Genomic DNA, 20279 nt, shown 5'->3' with positions numbered 1-20279 from the left:
CATGTACTGACAAAGGATGCGGCCGGATTCTATGAGCCGAGGTCGGCATGCACTGCACCATCAACGAATTCTCCGCTTCAGCTGTCCACGCCGGCAGCCTCCTCTTGCTTTCGTCTCAGCATCAGCCAGGGATTGATCCAGGGCATATCTTCAGCCCGGAACTCCCGGATTCCATCCCTGTCGGTGCCATCATGTCCCCTCCCGGCCGTGAGGCATGGTTTCAGGTCCATGGGCACTGCTGGATGCCGGGACACCCCGGAACGGACGGACTATGGGTAAGGGCCAAACGGGATGTGTCGGCCACAGAGCTGCCGCGCAGACTGCAGATCGTCAAATCCGGGGTCAGTCTGGCCTGGGTCACTCTCAGCGATTCCGGTGCAGCCGGAAAACGCAACGACTCCAGCGGCCCTCGGATCCCGGAGATGATCTCCAAACACCTTCCCCTCTGCCTCAGTCGAGGGTTTATCCTCAGGGATGACGCCGGCTCGCTGCAAAGCCTGCTCACCCACCTGGCTCTCTGCGAAGGGTTCGACTTGATCGTCACCACCGGGGGCACCGGGGTGGCCCCACGGGATATCACCCCTGAGGTGACTGCCGGACTGGTGCACAAACGACTGCCTGGCTTTGAGCAGGCTATGATGCAGGCATCCCTGGCCGCCACCCCCCGGGCGGCGATCTCCAGGGCCGTAGCCGGCATTCTGGGTTCCAGTCTGATTATCAACCTTCCCGGAAGCCCCAAGGGGGTGCGCGAAAACCTGGCCCCCCTGCTGCCTGCTCTGGATCACACCCTGGACAAGATCCACGGAGACCCGGCGGATTGCGGCCGGGAAACCGACGGCCCAACCCTCTGATCGCCTCGGGGTATGCTCCTTCCCAGCCGTCATAGCACAAAAGATCCTGAACACATGGCTGTTCGGGTCTGTCTGGCCCGCCTCGTTTTCCTGGTGGTTCTCCTTCTCCCCCTGGGTCTGACCTGGCTGGCTACTCCAGGAGAACGCATTTCCGGTGCAGCTCCGGCGCCGAGTTATCAGCTTTTCCTTGTGGCCGGATTCTCGCTGACCATTTTGTTTCTCCTGCTCCGAAACCGGTTTTCCAACCGGATCCTCTTCTTTTGGGTCCAGCTGGGAGCAGACCTGGCCCTGACCTTTTTTTTGATCCTGATCACCGGAGGTCTGAAGAGCAATTTCGCCTTCATCGGCCTGGCCCTGCTCTTTCTCTACGGCCGCACCCTGGGCATGCATGCGGCCAACGTCGTGGCTGCCTGCCTGGCCCTGCTCTATCTGGTCCTGGCCGTTTTGCAGACCACCCAGGTCAGTCTGCCCATGGCCTTGCATGAAGCCTCCCTGTACGCTTCCCTGCACGTCTTGTCCCTGGCCCTCATGCTCCTCCTGGTCCAGATGAACTCCAGACGGATGCAGCATCTGCTCCAGGAAATGACTGAAACGGAGATGCATCTCCGCCGCTCGGAAGCCCTCAAGCGCAAGGTCCTGGACTGGATGCCCAGCGGCCTCTTGGTCCTGGACCCCACTGGGCGCATCTCAACCATCAACCCCCAGGCCCTGGCCTGGGCCCCGTTTGAAGATATTCGGCAGGCCGTATCCCGCTCAGTGGCCGAGATCTTTCCCGGCCTGCATACCCTGTGGGCGGCATGGGACGGGCAGACCCCCCTGCGATCCGAGTTCACCCACAGGGAGCGGCTCTTTGGGGCCACCCTGACCCGGCTGCCCGAGGCCCGAGGATCCCTGATCCTGTTCACCGACATCACCCGAATCAAGGAACTGGAAGCTCAGGTCAAGGAAATGGAGAAGATGGCCGCGGTGGGAGAGCTGGCCGCAGGTCTGGCCCACGAAATCAAGAACCCCTTGTCCGGGATCAAGACCAGCCTGCAGCTTTTGCCCTCATCCAGGCTGTCCGAAGACAAGCGCCGGCGTCTCTACCGAATCGTGGAAGACGATGTTCAGCGCCTGAACCACCTGCTGACCAATTTCCTGGCCTTTGCCCGGCCCAAGGAGGCCAGGGCCCAGAAAATCAACCTGGCTCAATCCGTCCATTCCTGCCTGTTCACCCTGCAGTCCGAGTTTGCCCATGTCCAGTTTGCAGCAGGAGCCGAGCTGGACTCCAAAACCTGGACCTGGGATCCGGACCACTTGCATCAAGTCCTGCTCAATCTGCTCATCAATGCGGCTCAGGCGGCTTCGGAGAACGAACACCCCAGGGTGGAGATCAGGTGGGGGGAAGGTCGGGACACAGAGTATATTGCTATAGCAGACAATGGGCCCGGCCTGGACCCCACGATTGCAGACCGCCTTTTCGATCCGTTTTCCACAACCAAGGCCGAGGGGTCCGGCTTGGGCCTGTCCATCGCCCAGCGCCTGGCCCATCAGAACCAGGCCAATATCAGCTTCACCCGGAACACAGAATGGGCATCCGGGGTCACGGCCCTGATCAGCACCCGGCACCCCTCCGGACCAGGACAAGATTCGTCATCACCCCAACATCCCGGTGTTCAGTCTCCATGACCACATACACAGCAGATCTGCACATCCATTCCCGGTATTCCCGGGCCACGAGCAAGGCCCTGTCCGTTCCCCGCCTGGCCGCCTGGGCCGGGGTCAAGGGAGTGGACGTCCTGGCCGCCAGTGACGTCACCCACCCCGCATGGCTTCAGGAAATCGAGACCCATCTGGAGGAAAACGGCGACGGCCTTCTCCGGCTCAAGGATCCGTCCTGCAGGGCCCCGGAGATCCCCTGGCTCGACCCCGGGGCCCTGCCCAAGGCCCCGCTGTTCATCCTGGGCACCGAGATCAGCTCCATCTACAAAAGTCAAGGCCAGGTCCGCAAGATACACAACCTGGTCTTCTTTTCCTCCCTGGACCGGGTCCGTGCCTTCAACCGCCGCTTGAGTCAGGTCGGCAACCTGGAGTCCGACGGCCGCCCCATCCTGGGCCTGGACAGCCGGGACCTGCTGGAGATGGTTCTGGAGACGGACCCCCTGGGGTTTCTGATCCCGGCCCACATCTGGACCCCCTGGTTCTCCTTGTTCGGATCCAAGTCCGGCTTTAACCGCCTGTCCGACTGCTATAAGGATCTCAGCGGGCACATCTTCGCCCTGGAAACCGGGCTCTCCTCCGATCCGGAAATGAACTGGCTGTGGAGTGATCTGGACGCCTACACCCTGGTTTCCAATTCCGACGCCCACTCCGGAGAGAAGCTGGCCCGGGAGGCCAATCTCTTTTCCGGTCACCCCAGCTATGAACATATCCTCCACGCCCTGCAGGGCGGAAGCGAAACCCAGCGCTTCCTGGGCTCCATCGAGTTCTTTCCCGAAGAGGGCAAGTATCACCTGGATGGACACCGAAAGTGCGGGGTTGTCCTGGATCCCAGGGAAACGGCCAGATTGGGGGGGACGTGTCCAGTCTGCGGCGGGAAGCTCACCGTAGGGGTCCTCAGCAGGGTCCTGGACTTGGCCGATCGGAACACAGCCCGGCAGCCGAAGACCGCCCCGGGCTTCACCTCCCTGATCCCCCTGCCGGAAGTGCTCGCCGAGATCCTGGACAAGGGCCCCAAGACAAAGGCGGTTACTTCAGTCTATGCCCAGTTGATCCGGGCCTTCGGTTCCGAGCTGGACATCCTGCGCAAGGCCCCTGAGGAAGACCTGAAGCCCTATTCACCTCTTTTGGCTGAAGGGATCTCCCGGATGCGACGGAAAGAAGTGCACCGCAAGTCCGGATTTGACGGCGAGTTCGGACGGATTTCGGTTTTCGCCCCCCAGGAGCGCAGCCGGTTGACCCAGGGCAGTTTTGTCAGTCCCGGCATGCAGCCCCCACCTTCCCAGGCCGGGGTGAATACGCACCCAGCAGGAGATATCCCCTCCGCGGAGGAGCCGGCATCGCCAGCATCACATCCATCCCCCAGTCTGAACACCGAACAGCAGCGGGCAGTGCGCAGTGGCCCCCATCCGGTTCTGGTTCTGGCCGGACCGGGCACCGGAAAGACAAAGACCCTCATCGGCCGGGTGGAGCACCTGCTGGGCCGGGGGGAGGATCCGTCCGCGATCCTCATCGTCACCTTTACCCGGGCTGCGGCCAGGGAGCTTCGGGAACGCCTTCAGAGCCGGCTTCCCGCCGGGACGGAAGTTCCCCGGGCCGACACCCTGCATGCCCTGGCCTTTGCCCAGTGGAAAGACAGCCGCGGACAACCCCCTATCCTCATGTCCGAACCCGAGTCCAGAGAGGCATTTGCCCGTGCCCTTCCAGACATCGACCCAGCCGAACGCTCCGCGGCCTGGGACCAGCTGGCCAGAGCCAGAGAACAGATGCAGGTGCCCGCAAGGCTTGAGCCCCACCTCCAGGCCTTTGACCGGTTCAAGACCCAGCTGGGGCTGGCCGACTACACCGATCTGCTGACCGCCTGGCTGGACCAGCTGCGTGCTGGAACTCCCGGGACCCCCTGCTCCCATGTCCTGGTGGACGAAATCCAGGATCTCTCAGTGCTGCAGGGGGAGATCATCAGATACCTGACCCCCGAGGCCGGAACCGGATTCTTCGGCATCGGGGATCCCGATCAGTCCATCTACGGCTTCCGTGGAGCCATGGGCGATGTGGCCGAATGTTTCGGCCGCCACTGGCCGAGCCTGGAAACCATCCCCCTGCACCGCAATTACCGCTCCAGCCAAACCATCCTTGACTTCAGCTCCAGGCTCGGCTCAGGGACGGCCCTGCGGGCCCACAAGGCCGGGGGACCGGGGCGCTTGACCTGGTACCAGGCCCAAAGCGGCCTCCAGGAGGCCCACTGGATCGCCCGGACCATCAAAGAGCTGATCGGGGGCACCGGGCATCAGCAGGCAGACCGGTCCGGGACAGAGCATCTGGCCCCTGGAGACATCGCCGTTCTGGTGCGGATCAAGGCACTCATCCCTCCTGTCCACAAGGTCCTGCACGAACAGGGCATCCCCTGCACTGTGCCTGAATCCACCCCTTTCTGGGAAGACGAGCGCATCCAGCCCATCCTGCGTTCAGTCTCCCGTTTTCTCGGACTCCCTGTGGACCAGGGAAAAGAGATCCTGGACTGCCCGGACCGGATCATAGCCCAAGGTCCGCGGAAAATTGCCGAGTTCTCTGCCCGGCGGCCCGACACCAATCAGCTGATGTGGACCAGCAGGCCCTTCAAGGACTTGTGTACAGCCTACGCCAGCCATGGGGACTGGAACAGCCTTATGGCCTGGATACATCTGGAGGCCGAATCGGCCCATATCCGGCAACAGGCCCAAAACGTCCGCTTGCTTACCCTGCACGGATCCAAAGGTCTGGAATTCGAAGCCGTTTTCCTGCCTGCCCTGGAGCAGGGCATTCTGCCTTTCTCCGGAGCGGACCTGTATCCCGGGAAAAAGCAGGGAGCCGGGCTGAAGCCGGATATTGAGGAGGAAAAACGTCTTTTCTTCGTGGGCCTGACCCGGGCCCAAAGCCGGCTGTACCTAAGCTGCGCCCAGCGCAGAAAGATAGGCCGGTTTCCGGTCCGCCTCCACCCCAGCCCACTCCTGTCCGGCTTGGACTGGACCCAGGTGGCCAAGGTGCACACAGTGGCCCGGACCAGGAAGCGGGAAAAACAGCTGTCCCTACTGGACGGACTGGAGTAGACCGCCATGTGCTCATCACAAGGCTCCTCAGTCCTCGCCTCCTGTCCCTGGAAAATCGCGGCCCCGTCCTTTATCTGGCCGTGCAGAGTGGGCCAGAACTGCCGGCGGCTCCAGGGCCTGGTGGACGAGGCGGCATTGGTGTTCTTTCAAACCCGGGGCTGCCTGGAATACAATGCCCACGACCTCCCCCCCTGGATGGCCGAGCTCGATCTGTCCTACCACATGCATCTCCCCCTGGACCTGCCCTGGGAAGCGGGAGGAGAAGCCGTTGCGGACACTGCGGCCGTCCTGGCGGACAAGGCTGCCTTTTGCCGTCCAAAACGATTCGTCCTCCATCCCCCGCAGGATCCGGAGACTTTTTTATGCTTTCACCGCCGCTGGTGCTCCCTGGGATTTTCCAGCCACAGCCTGCTGGTGGAAAATATTGAGGGCAACGACTTGGGCGGACTCATCCCGGCCCTGGCCGAGACCGACTGCAGAATCTGCCTGGATTACGGGCACGTGTCTGCCTTCGGCCAGTGGGCCCTTTTCCGGGATGAGTTTGTCCGCTCCCGCCTGGCCATGCTCCACCTGTACGCTCCGGCCGGTGGACATCGCCACCGGGGCTTGACCATGCTGTCCACACAGGAACAACGGCACATTCTGGACCTGTTGTCTCTGCTTCCGGCCGGGGAGACCGTGGTCCTAGAGGTCTTTTCCTGGCCGGACTTGCAGGCCTCCCTTGACATTTTTGCCTCCTGGATTAGGAATTGGGGTTCAGCCAACCGGCCAGCCCCAAACGGAAACGGTCCGGACGAATAGCATGACATATTTCCGCAAGCTGGAGCACCAGACGGCGGAGCTCCTCGCCCTGTGCAGAAAGAACGAGCGCTGGCTCATCCTGCTCAACGCAGACCCAGACGCCATGGCCTCGGCCATGGCCTTAAAGCGCATCCTGGCCCGGCGAGTGCAGGGCGTTGGCCTGGCTATGGTCAACGAGCTCAGCCGACCGGACAACCTGGCTATGGTCCGCTACCTGCAGATCCCTGTCCAGCGCCTGACACCTCCCCTGGCAGCCCAGTTCGATCGGTTTGCCTTAGTGGATTCCCAGCCGCACCACCACCCGGAGTTTGCGTCCTTTGATTTCTCCATCATCATGGACCATCACCCGATAAATCCGGAAAAGCCGGTGAACGCCGCCTTTGCTGAGATCCAGCCCAATTACGGATCCAACAGCACCCTGCTCACCGAGTTTTTGTACAACTTAAGCCTTCGTCCCGGAAAACACTTGGCCACCTCCCTGCTCTACGGGATCAAGACCGACACCCACAGCTTTGAACAGCATTTTCACGACGCAGATATCAAGGCCTTTCGGTACTTGAGCAAGTTCGCAGACCACAGCATCCTGCGCAAGATCGTGCGCAGCGAGTTCCGGGTGGAATGGCTGAAATACTTCTCCCAGGCATTCCGCAAAATCCGCCTTTGGGGGGACGGGCTGACCGTTTATATGGGTGAGGTCGACTCCACGGACATCCTGGTCATCCTGGCAGACTTCTTCCTCCGCATCCATGATATCTCCTGGGATATTGTCTCCGGAATCTCAGACAATACCCTGGTGGCCATCTTCCGCGGGGACGGAGTAAAAGGGGATATGGGGGCCCTGGCCACACGCCTGTTCGGCAATGTCGGTTCCGCCGGAGGACACAAGTCCATGGCCCGGGCTCAGATCCCCCTGGAACCCCTGGATCAGGAGCACCCCCAGCAGTTCATCTGGGAACGACTGCAGCAATGCAGAATCATCAACAAGAGCAAGGTCCCCAGGACTGTAGACGATGGGCTTGAGCTCAAGGAAGAGGAGCTCATCGTCTCCGACACCATCCCCCGGAGGGATGGGCACTGAAGACCCGGATCAAGACGCTTTCCACCAAACCCCCTAACCTCCGAGCAGCACATGACTCTGCAGGAAGACATGCACTGGAGCGAGCCTCCCCTTTTTCTCATCGACGGCAGCTCCTTTGTCTATCGGGCCTTCTACGCCTACCCGGATCTGTCCCGATCCGACGGCTTCCCCACCAATGCTTTGTTCATCACCCTGCGCATCCTGCTCAAGGTGATGAAAAGAGAACATCCCCGGCAGGCCTGCTTTGTCCTGGACGGCAAAGGTCCGAGCTTTAGACAGGAGATCCTGGATACCTATAAGGCCCAGCGCCAAAAGATGCCCGAACCGCTGTCCCAGCAGCTGGACCCTTTGCTGGAAGGGGTCAGCCTGCTCGGATTTCCGGTTCATGTGGCGGAAAACGCGGAGGCCGACGATGTCATCGCCACCTTGTGCGCCCGCCATAAACACACCGGACCTGTGGTCATTGTGGGTTCGGACAAAGACTTGCGCCAGTGCCTGGACGAGGAGGTGGTCCTCTGGGACCCGGGACAGCGGACGGAAAAGCTGATTACCCTGCAGGACTTTCGGCGGGCCGAAGGCCTCTCTCCGCAACAGTGGCCCGACTACCAGGCCCTGATCGGAGACACCAGCGACAACATCCCCGGGGTGCCCGGGGTCGGTCCCAAGACAGCCAAAAAGCTCTTGGCCCGCTATCCCTCCCTGGAGGCCCTCAAAGAGAACCTCGACCACTTAAGCGCCGCTGAACAGAAAAAACTCAGCCCCCACATGGACAAGGTATTTGTGTACCGGGAGCTGACCCGGCTGCGGGACGATCTGCGCTTGGATCTCAATGACCTGGACTGCCGGGAGTATGAGCCCCAGGCCCTGCAGACCTTTTTCCAGACCTATGAGTTTCACAGCTTGAGCCGGGAGCTGGAGGTGGACAAGGAATCCGCTGGAAGCAACTCCAGTACTGAAGACGCCTTCCGGCCCGTTGCGCAGAACCGGGTCAGCCGCATGCCGGACATCGGGAACCAGGCAGCCGGCCTGGTCTGCTCCCGGGAAGGGACCCTCCTGGCCTGGGGGGACCAGGAAGCCGTGATCAGCTTCCAGCCGGAGACCATCCTGTCCAGCCTGGCCCAAAGCCCCCGCGTCTTTGTGCCCTCCTACAAGGAGCTGTGCGAAAAGGACTCCCGCTGGGAGGGCCTCTCTCCGGACCACGTCTTTGATCTCAGCCTGGCCTCCTATTTGCTCAGTCCGGAAGACCGGGACTACAGTTGGGAACGCATCCTGCATGGCTTTTTGCCCGAGGTCAGGGTCCATATCCACAACCAGGCCCTGGCCGCCTTGCGTATCGGACATCTCCTGCACCAGCGGCTGGAGCATGCCGGACTTTTACATCTCATGCACAAGCTCGAGACCCCGCTCATTCCGGTTTTGGTCCGCATGCAGCGCCGGGGGGTGGGCATCGATCTCCAGGCCTTCGAACGCTTCCTCCAGGAGGTGGAAACCGATCTGGAACGTTTGACCAGCTCCGTGTATACCCAGGCGGGCATGGAGTTCAATCTCCGCTCCTCGCAGCAGCTGGCGGATGTCCTGTTCAACCGCCTGGGGCTCAAGCCAGGCCGCAAGACCCCAGGAGGTCAGCCTTCCACGTCCATTACCGTGCTGGAAGGTCTTCAGCACCAGCACCCCATCATTCGGGACATCGTCGAATACCGCAGCCTGGAGAAGCTCCGGTCCACCTACCTGGCCCCCCTGCCCCGCCAAGTGCAGAGCGATGGGCGAATCCACACCACCTTCAACAACCTGGCCACAGCCACCGGGCGTCTGTCCAGCAGCACCCCCAATCTGCAGAATATCCCCATCCGGGGTCAGTTCGGCCCCAGGATGCGCTCCTGTTTTGTGGCTCGCCGGGATCACTTCCTCGTCGCCGCGGACTACTCCCAGATCGAACTCCGGGTCCTGGCCCACTTGTCTCGGGAGCCGCATCTCATTGAAGCCTTTGCGGCCAACGAAGACATTCACACCAGAACCGCCAGCCTGCTCTTGGACAAGAGCAAGGATCAGATTGAGCCCGACGAACGACGCAAGGCCAAGACCATAAATTTCGGACTGATCTACGGCATGGGGCCGCAGAAGCTGTCCCGGGAGCTGGGCATCTCCCTGAACGAAGCCAAGGAGTTCATTCAAAAATACTTCAGCAGGCTGCAGAATGTGCGCGAATTCTTCACCCAGATTGAAGAGCAGGCCAAGGCCAACGGATCGGTAAGCACTATTGCCGGTCGCAGGCGGCTCTTGCCGGATATAAACTCCAGAAACGACAACCTGGCCGGTCAGGCCCGGCGCATGGCCATCAACACCAAGGTCCAGGGCAGTGCAGCGGACATCATCAAGCTGGCCATGCTCAAGGTTGAAGCGGACCAGGGACTCAAGGACCTGGGTGCCATGCTCATCCTCCAGGTCCACGACGAGCTGCTCCTGGAGGTCCCCGAACCGGGGGCCCAGGCAAGCGGAGAACGCATCGCCCAGCTCATGACCTCGGTCATGGAGCTCGACGTGCCTCTGGCAGTCGACTGGGGGGCCGGCCGCAGCTGGGCCGAGGCGCACTGAGGGCGGTTGTACCGCGCAGACCTCACGGTCGTCAGTCCGGCCCTGTGCACCCCCATCCTCTTCTGTTCGAATAGTCCGCGCTATCATCGCTCCAAACCAAGGGTATTTATATGCTGAACAAACAACGGTTGCTCACCCCGGGGCCGACCCATCTTCCGGAAGAAGTCCGCTTGGCCTTGAGCCGGGACATGATCCACCACCGCAAAGACACATTTGTCCGGCTCATGGGCCGGATCCAGCCCCGACTGCAGACCCTGTTCGCCACCCGGGAGCCGGTTCTGCCCCTGTCCTGCAGCGGAACCGGGGCCATGCAGGCCGCAGTGGACAATCTCTTCGCCCCTGGGGACAGGGTTCTGGTCGTCGACGGCGGCAAATTCGGGCAGCGCTGGGTTCAGATCGGGGAGCAGAACGGCCTGCAGGTCCAGCGCCTCAGTGTCCCTAGAGGCCGGGCCGTGGACCCGGATGATGTCCGCGCCGCCCTGGATAAGGACCCTGAACTGCGGGGGGTCATGGTCCAATACTCCGAAACGTCCACCGGGGTGCTCCATCCGGTCAGAGACCTGGGCCGGGTCGTAGACGGCACCCAGGCCCTTCTGGTCGTGGACGGCATTTCCGGGGTGGGCATTTCTCCATGCCCAATGGACGACTGGGCTATCGATTGCCTGCTCACCGGATCTCAGAAGGGGCTGATGCTCCCCCCGGGGCTGGCCCTGATTAGCTTGAGCGCCAAAGCCTGGGATCGGGTCAACAGCCTGCCCGGAACCAGCTTTTACTTCGACCTGGCCAAGGAACGCAGCAAATGGGAGCAGCAGCAGACGGCTTACACCTCCCCCGTGAATCTCATCCTGGGTCTGGAGGCCAGCCTGAATCATCTCCTGGCTCCGGATCTGGAGCCGGTGTTTCGCAAACAATGGGCGTTGACCCGGATGACCCGGGCCGGAGTGCAGGCCCTGGGGCTTGAACCCCTGGCCCGGACACACTATACCTGGGGCCTAACCAGCTTTATGATGCCTGCCGGCATTGATGCCCAGAAGGTCCTGCAGCAGATGTCCTCGGAGTTCAATTTGGTCCTGGCCGGAGGGCAGGATGAACTCAAGGGCCGGATCATCCGTCTTGGGCACATGGGGCATGTGGATTGGGGGGATATTTTGGCCGGACTTGCCGCCCTGGCCCACTGCCTGGGTCCTGACAAACCGGACTCAGGCCATAAAGACGCCCTTGAACAGGCCATGACCGCCTATACCCAGGCCCTGGCCGATGACCGGCCGGCTGTGGACAAGTTGCTCTCCACCATGCAATGAGCAGCACTGGCCGGAGCAAAACGGCTTTTTTTTGCTATTGCCCGGCTGACACCCACGTGCGGCACGAGACTTCGCGCCAGCTGCTCAAGATCAATCCGCTGTAACAAAGGAGCCGAGAGCTATGACCAGCAACGACCCAACCCGACCGGAAACCGAGCCGCAGCAGACGGCAGAAGAACGTAAAGAGGCGGCCCAGGCCTATGCGGACAAGGCCAAGGAGCAGGCCCAGCAGGACCCCCTGCCCAAGGTGGATATGAATACCTTCGTCCTGTCCTTGAGTTCATCGGCCATGGTCCATCTGGGCGAGGTCAACGACCCGGAATCCGGAAAGAGCCAGGTCGACCTCAACCTGGCCCGGCACACCATCGACATGCTGGCCATGCTGGAGGAAAAGACCAGAGGCAACCTGACCGCAGATGAAGAAGGCCTGCTCAAAAACGTCCTCTTCGAGCTGCGCATGAAATACGTGCAAAAGGCGGGATAGGAGATATGGCCAGGAATACATTCGCTGTGGGGCTGGTGGGCGTAACCGGCTATACAGGCATGGAGATGCTCCGCTGTCTCCTGCACCATCCGGACTTTGAGCTGACCATTGTGACCTCCAGACAGGAAGCTGGAAAATCCGTTGCCCGGCTTTTCCCTCAGCTGGCCGGCACCCATCTGGGGCAGTTGACCATCAGCGAACCGGATATGGACCGGCTGGCTGCAGACTGCGATCTGGTCTTTCTGGCCGTTCCCCACGGCACAGCCATGCGCATGGCCGCGGAACTGATCCAGCGGGGAGTCAAGGTAGTCGACCTAAGCGCCGACTTCCGTCTCAAATCCCAAGATGTCTTTGAGCAGTGGTACAATTGCCGGCACGAGGCCCCGGACCTCCTCCAGGGCGCTGTCTACGGGCTGCCGGAGCTCTATGCGACAGAAATCGCCCAGGCCCGGCTGGTAGCCAACCCCGGATGCTACCCGACCTCGGTCCTGCTCGGTCTGTTCCCGGCCCTGCAGGCCGGTCTGGTCCACTCCCGGGACATTGTGGCCGACAGCAAGTCCGGGGCCAGCGGGGCCGGACGGGGGGCCAAGGTAGGAACCCTGTTCTGCGAGGTGTCCGATACCTTCAAGGCCTACGGCCTGGGCACTCACCGGCACACTCCGGAAATCGATCAGGAAGTGAGCCGGATGACCGGTCAGACTGTCCAGGTCTCCTTCAACCCCCATCTGCTGCCCATCAATCGGGGCATCCTGACCACTCTGTATACCACTGCCTCCGGCCACACCACTCTGGAAGGTCTTTGTCAGGCCTACGAGGACTTCGATCGCGACCACCCATGGATCCGTGTGCAGCCCCAGGGCACCCTGCCGGAGCTGAAGAACGTCCGCGGGACCATGTACTGTGATATCGGACTGGTCCTGGACCAGCGCACCGGGCGGGTGATCATCGTCTCCGTCATCGACAATCTCTGCCGCGGGGCCTCGGGGCAGGCCCTGGCCAACGCCAACCTTATGTGCGGACTGCCCCTGACCGCTGGCCTGGATCTCCCGGCCCTGGTGCCCTGATGTGATGCCAGGTGGATAGATACAAGAACTCGCAGCTTTCAGCTCTCTTCCCCGTTGCGCTGATCCAGGACCCGTTTGCTTTTGGCAAAGGTCCTGGGCAGCAAACCGGGATCGACGATGGAGACCTCGCTGCGGACCAGGAGATGCTTGCGCAGGGAAGCGGCAATAGCCCTGGACAAGCCGCTGTCCAGATCCGAGCGGGCGTCAACATGCCGCTCCACCTTGAGCAGCATGTGATCCACGCCCTCCTTCCGGTCCAGCACAACCTGATATTCCGAGCTCAGCTCTGCAAAGTCGTGCAACACGTCGGCAATCTGCCCCGGGTAGATATTCACCCCCCGGAAGATGAACATATCATCCGAGCGCCCCAGGATGCGGTCGTGCCTGGGAAGCCCCAAGCCGCAGGGACACTCTCCGGGTACGAGCCGGGTCAGATCCCGGGTCCGGTAACGGATCAGAGGCACTCCCTGCTTGCACAAGGTGGTGACCACCATTTCCCCCACCTCCCCCGGAGCAACCGGTTGCAGGGTCTGGGGATCGATGATCTCCAGGATATAGAGATCCGCCCAGTAGTGCAGTCCCTGATGTTCCCGGCATTCCAGGCCGGCTCCGGGTCCGTACAGCTCGGTCAGGCCCGGGATGTCGAAACAGTCCTCCAGCCCGAAGACCTCCTCCACCCGTTGGCGCATTTTTGCCGTGTGCGGCTCGGCCCCGAATATGGCAGTCTTTAATCTGACCCGGTCCTGCAGCCCGTACTTCTCCACCTCTTCAGCCAGCAAAAGGGCCATGGAGGCTGTTGAACAGAGGCAGGTGCTCTGCAGATCAGTCAGGAACTGCAGCTGGATCTCCAGGTTCCCCGGCCCCAAGGGCAGGGCCATGGACCCGAAATGCTCGCACCCCAACTGGAAGCCGACTCCGGCGGTCCACAGCCCATAGCCCACGGCGATCTGTACCCGGTCAGAGCGCTCCAGACCGGCCAGCTCGAAACACCTGGCCATCATCAGCTTCCAGGTATCGATGTCGTCCTGGGTGTAGGCCAGGATCTTGCGTTTGCCCGTGGTTCCGGAGGAGGCATGGATGCGGACCACATCTTCTTCCGGCACACTGAGCAGGGGGAGGGGATAGTCGCTGCGCAGATCGTCAACTGTGGTAAAGGGCAGATGGGTCAGATGGTCCAGGCTGCGTACCGCGCGAGGATCGACCCCGGCTGCGTCCAAGCGCCGCCGGTAGTACGGGCTCCCGGCGTAGGCGTGTTTAAGGGTCCACTGAAGGCCGCGCAGCTGTTGCTCAGCCAGGCCTTCTTGCGTATAGTCGGAAAAAAATCGATAGTGTGTGTGTGCGTTTTTATTCATACGAGTGACCTTCATTCAGGGACCATGATCAGTACCGTCATATTTCCCGCTTTCTTTCCAATCGCGGCCGCAGTCCTGGGACTGGTCCTGGGAAGCTTTTCCAATGTCTGCATTCATCGGTATGTTCACGGAGAATCCATTGTCCTCCCGGCATCCCACTGTCCCCTGTGCAGACATACCCTGGCCTGGTGGGAGAACATCCCCCTGATCAGCTATCTGCTCCTGCGCGGACGGTGCCGGGCCTGTCGGGAAGCCATCCATTGGCGGTATCCTGTGGTCGAGGCCATCTCCGGCCTCTGGGCCCTGCTTTTGGCCCTTGCCTTCGGCTTCAGCCCGGCTTTCGCCGTCTATCTCCTCTTCGGCCAGATCCTGATTATCATCAGCTTCATCGATCTGGAGCTGTTCATCCTTCCGGACGTCTACACCCTGCCCGGATCTGCAGCCGCGCTGGCCGCAGCCGTTTTTGTCCTGGACCTCCCCTGGGCCACCTCCCTGGCCGGGGCGGTGGTCGGAGGCGGAGCCTTTCTCGCTTTGCAACAGGGGTATAAGTGGCTCAAAGGCCGAGAGGGACTGGGCACAGGAGACATCAAGCTCATGGTCCTGCTGGGTGCCTTGCTCGGATGGCAGGCCCTGCCCCTGGTGGTTTTCATGGCCGCAGTCAGCGCCCTGGCCGTCAGCCTTCTCTACCTCCGCCGGGCCGGCTCCCAAGGCCTGCAAACCGCTGTTCCTTTTGGCCCGTTCCTCAGCCTGGGCGGTATGCTCTACATCCTGTGCGGTCCCCAGATCTGGCACTGGTACATGGGGTTTTAAAGATCATCTGAGATGATCTTTAAAAGCCCTGAAACGTTTCCTGCCAGGCCCGGCGCAGCTCCTGGACCTCCTCCGTGAGCACCTCTTTTCCACACTGACCCACTGCAAGGACTGGATTGTCCAGCACCTCTCCCACCCGGGACAGGGATTGTCCGCCGAAGATCTGCTCGAACTCCCTGATCTTGTCCTGAGGCACACTGACCAGCAGCCGGCTGGGGGTCTCGCTGTACAGAAGCTCCTCCGGGGCGTAGGACTCCGTGCCGCAGACCTGAACCCGGTCCAAATCCAATCTTGCTCCCAGATTGCCCCCGATGCACATCTCGGCCGCAGCCACCCCGAGCCCCCCGTCCGAGAGATCGTGGCAGGCCGAGACCAGCCCTTGCTGTATGGCTGCATACAGGGTCAGATACCTGGACCTGGCGCTGAGCACATCCACCTGGGGCACAAATCCGCCTGTAACTCCCAGCTCGTCGACCAACTCGCTTCCCCCCAGCTCCTTGCCCGTCCGGCCCAGAAGATAGAGAACATCCCCGGGCTGCTTCAGATCCGAGGTGCAGCACAGATTCACGTCCGGGATCACACTGACCACGGAGAACAGGACCGTGGGCGGGATGGAGATCTTGTACTCCTCGATGGTGTAATCGTTCTTCATGGAGTCCTTGCCCGAGATGCACGGAACACCCAGCCCCAGGCAGAAATGGGCCAGGGCCTGGTTGGCTCGGACCAGTTGGGCCAGCTTGTGCTCGCCGTCCGGAGTCTTGTCCGACTGGACGGGGTCGCACCAGCAGAAATTGTCCACTCCGGCCATATGCCGCAGGTTGCCGCCCACAGCCACAGCGTTGCGCACCGCCTCGTCCACGGCATTGGCCATCATCCAGTAGGTATCCAGATCCGAATACCTAGGACACAGGCCATTGGAGACCACCAGCCCCTGGTCCCTGTCCAGAACCGGTCGGATGACCGCTGCATCCGCCGGACCGTCCTGCAGGGCTCCGGTCAAGGGCTTGATCACGCTTCCGCCCTGGACTTCATGGTCGTACTGGCGGATGATGTATTCCCTGGAGCAGATATTCAGCCGGCTCAGCATGCGCCGGAGGAGCCCTCCCTGATCCCGGCCGGATTCGACCACATGCACTTCCTGCTCCGGCTTGGGGTCCCAAACCGCAGAGAGCTCCATCTGGGGGAGACCGTGGTGCAGGAAATCCATCTCCAGCTCCCCCGCCAATTTCTCCCCGTACCAAACCCTAAACAGCCCGCTTTGGGTGAACCGGCCCAAAGGCGTGGCCTCCACATCCATCTCCCGGGCCATGCGCAGGAAGACATCCAGATTCTCTTCCGGCACGGCCAGGGTCATCCGTTCCTGGGCCTCGGAGAGCAGGATCTCCCAGGGCACAAGGCCGTCGTACTTCAGGGGCACCTGGGCCAGATCCAGCTCGCATCCCCCGGTGTCCTCGGCCATTTCTCCCACCGAAGAGGACAGCCCCCCGGCTCCGTTGTCCGTGATCGCGTTGTACAGGCCCTGGTCCCTGGCCCGGATGATGAAATCGTACATCTTGCGCTGGGTGATGGGATCCCCGATCTGGACTGCGGTGGCCGGAGACTCGGCGTGCAGGGCCTCGGAGGAAAAGGTCGCCCCGTGGATGCCGTCCTTGCCTACCCGGCCCCCGGTCATGACCACCACGTCTCCGGGTCGGGCCTGCTTCTCGTGGCTGGGCCGGCCCTGAATCTCGGCCGGCATGAGCCCTACTGTGCCGCAGAAGACCAGGGGCTTGCCCAGAAAGCGCTGGTCAAAGACCACCCCGCCGTTGACCGTGGGTATCCCGGACTGATTCCCTCCGTGCTCCACGCCCCGCCGGACCCCTTCTAAAACCCGGTGGGGATGCAGGAGGCGGGGGGGAAGGGGGTGATCGTAAAACGGGGACGCGAAACAGAATACGTCAGTGTTGCAGACCAGGTTGGCCCCCAGGCCAGTCCCCATGGGATCGCGGTTCACGCCAACAATTCCGGTCAAGGCACCGCCGTAGGGATCCAGGGCCGAGGGGCTGTTGTGGGTCTCCACCTTCACGCACACGCTGTGATCCCGGTCAAAACGAATCACCCCGGCATTGTCCTTGAACACGGAAAGGCAGATGTCCCGGTCCTGCATCCGCTTGCGCAGAACCGCCGTGCTTTCCTGTATGTATGTGGAGAACAGGCTGTCTATGACCTGGGTGCGCCCGTTCTCCCGGTCCTCATAGTCGATCCGGGCATTGAATATCTTGTGTTTGCAGTGCTCGGACCAGGTCTGGGCCAGGGCCTCCAGCTCCACATCCGTAGGGTGAACAGGAAGGCCGTTTGCGGTCCGCCGCTTCTGGACCTCGTCCCGGGCGTAATAGGCCTGGATGGCCCGCAGCTCGGCAGGACTCAGGGCCAGAACCCGTTCCTGACTCAAGCGCTGCAGATCCCCATCGTCCAGTCCCAGTAAAGAGATCACCTCCACCTGGTCCGTGGATTGTCCGCTGACCCGGGGGACCTGGGCCGCAAATCCCGGTTCCGTCTCCCATTCATCGCGGCTTTTGAAGGCATACCGCTCAATGAGCTCATTGGCCAGGAGACCGGAGGCAATGCCTTGGACTTGCTCTCGGGAAAGCGTCCCGCTGATCAGATATTGGACTGCGCTGTACACGGCCGGATCACAGCCCGGGCCCAACCCCAGGCCGTTCTTCACCGTTTCGGCCGCCACCCGCCCTTCGTTGTCCGTTACTCCCGGCTTGAACCCGACTTCCAGAATCCAGTCCAAATCTTCGGCCAGGGGCTGCAGGGATACCTCATGCAGCACCGGATCGTGGAGCAGGGCCTTATCCATGACCTCCCGGGCCTGTTCCAGGGTGAGGCCCTCCAGGGTGTAGACAGTGATCAAGCGCACAGCGTCAACCTGGATTCCCAGTTCCTTGCCGATGCGCGAGGCTGTGACCCGGCCCTGCATATCGGTCAGATGGGGCTTGAGTTTGACCGCCAAACGGTGCAGCATACACATTTCCTCCGCTAAGTATCGTAGCCTGTGTGGCCGGTGTCGTGGGGCTGGGACCCTCCTATCAGAGTCCGGGGCAAAGGCCAAGGGCAGGAGTATTTGAGCCCGGCCCCGGCTCGCGCTATCTTTGCCCCCTGATCGAAACGCACCGCCACGCGTACTTCAAACAAGGACTCAATCATGATTTATCCCTGGCCGGTTGTCCACTCGACAACAAACTCCTACCGCATCTTCAACCTGCGCACTGACCGGGCCGTGTCTCCCCGGACCGGTCAGGCCCACGATTTCTATATCCTGGAGTCCGCTCCCTGGGTGAATAGTATCCCGATTACCTCAGATGATGAAGTGGTCTTCATCCGTCAATACCGGCACGGGATCCAGGACACGACCCTGGAGGTCCCCGGGGGCCTGGTGGAATCCTACGACGACCCCCAATCCGCCGCCATGCGCGAGCTGAAGGAGGAGACCGGCTACCAGGGCCGGGACATTCACTTTCTGGGCAAGGTCCACCCGAACCCGGCCATCCAGAACAACGAATGCCACTCTTTTGTGATCTGGGATGTCGAGCAGACCGAACGGCAGGATCTTGATGCCAAAGAGGACATAGAGACCGTCCTCTACCCCCTGGCCTCTGTCCCGCACCTTATTCATAGCCGGGAGATAACCCACTCTCTGGTCCTGTGCGCCTTTTTCTATTTCTTTGCCGCCTGCCGTCCGGATCTCTGGACAGGCCGAATCGAGGAGTGCAGCAAATGAGGTTTACCTTCAAGGATTTTTTGGCCCTGGAAGTCAGCCCGGCCCTGGGCTGCACTGAGCCCGTGGCTGTGGCCCTTGCCGCTTCTGCGGCCGCCGGCCTGCTTCCTTCCCGTTCCCTTGAACATATCCGGATCACTGTGGACGGCAATGTGTTCAAGAACGGCCTGGCGGTTATGATCCCCGGGACCGGGGGCAAAAGGGGCTTGGATCTGGCTTCCGCCCTGGGGGCAGTGGCTGGTGATCCCAGTCGCTTCATGCAGGTTCTGGACGGCATCGGCCGTCCCCAGGTGGATCAGGCAGCTGAAATGATCGATTCCGGCCGGGTGGAGGTGGACTTGGACCCGGCGCAGCAGGGACTGTTCATCCAGGCCGAGGTGAGTGCCGGGGCGGATACGGCCAGGGCGGTGATTCAGGGTGCCCACGACAGCATTATCTCCTTAACTCTCAACGGCCGGGAGATCTCCGACAGTCCTCTTCTGGCTCAGCCCCAGGACACTGGATCCACCAGCGCTCATCACGATGTTCGCCATCTGGAGGCCTGGCTTCGCGAGCAATCCCTGTCCTCTCTCCTTATGCTGCTGGATCAGGTGGATGATGAGGACCTGGCCACTCTCCGCCTGGGCGTGGATATGAACCGGAAGCTGGCCGAGTACGGACTGGATCACGCCCCCGGTCTCGGCGTGGGCCATGCCCTCTCCGCCCTGGCTGAAGACAAGCTTTTGGCCCCAGACATGCTCCTGGCGGCCAAGATCCAGACTGCGGCTGCCGCCGATGCCCGCATGGCCGGAGCCGGACTGCCGGCCATGAGCTCGGCCGGCAGCGGAAACAACGGGCTCACCGCCATTTTGCCCATCTGGGCCGCCGGGAAGTTCATGGACTGTTCTGAGAACGCTTTGCTCCGGGCCATCGGCCTCAGCCATCTGATTACCGCCTACATCAAGACCTATACCGGCCGCCTGTCTGCGGTCTGCAGCTGCTCCCTGGCCGCCGGCGCCGGCTCTGCCGCCGGCCTGGCCTTTGCCCTGGGCGGGGACGAGCCATGCATCACCCGGGCGATTAACAATGTAATCGAAGACCTGGGCGGAGTCCTCTGCGACGGGGCCAAAACCGGCTGTGCCCTGAAGCTGGCCACTGCGGCCGGGTCAGCTGTTCAGGCCGCCCTTTTGGCCCACCGGGGCGTGGGTGCGGTTCCGGTGGAAGGCATTCTGGGCCAAACCCCGGAACAGAGCATAGACCATCTGGGCCGGATCTGCCGGGAGGGGATGACCCAAACCGGAGCCACCATACTGGATATCATGCTGGGCAAGCGCAAGAGTGGGAGCTTTTCCTAAATGTGCTCAGAGTGCATGCCTCGTGATTTTGAGCTTTCAGCTTTCAGCTTCGAGCTTTTTCCTGG

The 20279-nt window shown here is 61.7% G+C and carries 14 protein-coding genes; 12 read left to right on the top strand and 2 right to left on the bottom strand.

Going from position 1 to position 20279, the window contains the following annotated elements; all coding sequences use genetic code 11:
- Positions 1 to 47 precede the first annotated feature (47 nt).
- From N902_RS18490 to argC, 9 genes are all read left to right on the top strand, one after another.
- Entirely contained in the window at positions 48 to 851 is an 804-nt protein-coding gene (locus N902_RS18490; RefSeq protein WP_051564079.1) for a MogA/MoaB family molybdenum cofactor biosynthesis protein, read from the top strand.
- A 54-nt stretch (positions 852 to 905) separates the two neighbouring features.
- A complete protein-coding gene (locus N902_RS0101510) occupies positions 906 to 2519 on the top strand; it encodes a two-component system sensor histidine kinase NtrB (RefSeq protein ID WP_027369487.1) in 1614 nt (537 codons plus the stop codon).
- Positions 2516 to 5635, top strand: coding sequence for a UvrD-helicase domain-containing protein (locus N902_RS0101505; protein WP_027369486.1), 3120 nt, complete (start codon positions 2516 to 2518; stop codon positions 5633 to 5635). The genes N902_RS0101510 and N902_RS0101505 overlap by 4 nt, the downstream gene beginning before the upstream one ends.
- A 6-nt stretch (positions 5636 to 5641) precedes the next feature.
- A complete protein-coding gene (cbiR, locus tag N902_RS15880; RefSeq protein ID WP_051564077.1) occupies positions 5642 to 6436 on the top strand; it encodes a cobamide remodeling phosphodiesterase CbiR in 795 nt (264 codons plus the stop codon).
- 1 nt (position 6437) lies between these two features.
- Positions 6438 to 7514, top strand: a complete 1077-nt coding sequence (locus tag N902_RS15875; protein ID WP_153304118.1) for a DHH family phosphoesterase — start codon at positions 6438 to 6440, stop codon at positions 7512 to 7514.
- Positions 7515 to 7565: 51 nt separating this feature from the next.
- On the top strand, positions 7566 to 10106 hold the full coding sequence (gene polA / locus N902_RS0101490; RefSeq protein ID WP_027369485.1) for a DNA polymerase I: 2541 nt from the start codon (positions 7566 to 7568) through the stop codon (positions 10104 to 10106).
- A gap of 110 nt (positions 10107 to 10216) precedes the next feature.
- The gene (locus N902_RS0101485; RefSeq protein ID WP_027369484.1) at positions 10217 to 11407 is read left to right on the top strand and encodes a pyridoxal-phosphate-dependent aminotransferase family protein; all 1191 of its coding nucleotides are present in this window, start codon (positions 10217 to 10219) and stop codon (positions 11405 to 11407) included.
- A gap of 121 nt (positions 11408 to 11528) precedes the next feature.
- The gene (locus tag N902_RS15870; RefSeq protein ID WP_084287577.1) at positions 11529 to 11891 is read left to right on the top strand and encodes a DUF1844 domain-containing protein; all 363 of its coding nucleotides are present in this window, start codon (positions 11529 to 11531) and stop codon (positions 11889 to 11891) included.
- A gap of 5 nt (positions 11892 to 11896) precedes the next feature.
- Entirely contained in the window at positions 11897 to 12955 is a 1059-nt protein-coding gene (argC, locus tag N902_RS0101475; protein ID WP_027369483.1) for an N-acetyl-gamma-glutamyl-phosphate reductase, read from the top strand.
- A gap of 38 nt (positions 12956 to 12993) precedes the next feature.
- Here argC and N902_RS0101470 read toward each other — a convergent pair whose 3' ends face one another.
- Complete coding sequence (locus N902_RS0101470; protein ID WP_027369482.1) at positions 12994 to 14307, bottom strand: phenylacetate--CoA ligase family protein; 1314 nt, start codon at positions 14305 to 14307, stop codon at positions 12994 to 12996.
- A gap of 24 nt (positions 14308 to 14331) precedes the next feature.
- On the opposite strand from N902_RS0101470, the gene N902_RS0101465 reads away from it, so the two are divergent.
- Complete coding sequence (locus N902_RS0101465; RefSeq protein ID WP_027369481.1) at positions 14332 to 15117, top strand: prepilin peptidase; 786 nt, start codon at positions 14332 to 14334, stop codon at positions 15115 to 15117.
- A gap of 19 nt (positions 15118 to 15136) precedes the next feature.
- On the opposite strand, the gene N902_RS0101460 is transcribed toward N902_RS0101465, so the two are convergent.
- Complete coding sequence (locus N902_RS0101460) at positions 15137 to 18127, bottom strand: AIR synthase-related protein (protein WP_027369480.1); 2991 nt, start codon at positions 18125 to 18127, stop codon at positions 15137 to 15139.
- Between the two features lie 180 nt (positions 18128 to 18307).
- On the opposite strand from N902_RS0101460, the gene N902_RS15865 reads away from it, so the two are divergent.
- Together N902_RS15865 and N902_RS0101450 are read left to right on the top strand one after the other, a co-directional pair.
- Positions 18308 to 18883 (top strand): NUDIX hydrolase, encoded by a 576-nt coding sequence (locus tag N902_RS15865; RefSeq protein WP_051564076.1) that lies wholly within the window; start codon positions 18308 to 18310, stop codon positions 18881 to 18883.
- Positions 18880 to 20214, top strand: coding sequence for an L-cysteine desulfidase family protein (locus N902_RS0101450; protein ID WP_027369479.1), 1335 nt, complete (start codon positions 18880 to 18882; stop codon positions 20212 to 20214). Before N902_RS15865 ends, N902_RS0101450 begins: the two co-directional genes overlap by 4 nt.
- Positions 20215 to 20279: the final 65 nt, after the last annotated feature.

Source organism: Desulfovermiculus halophilus DSM 18834 (assembly GCF_000620765.1).
GTDB lineage: Bacteria > Desulfobacterota > Desulfovibrionia > Desulfovibrionales > Desulfothermaceae > Desulfovermiculus > Desulfovermiculus halophilus.
This window is presented reverse-complemented; position numbering and strand designations above follow the sequence as displayed.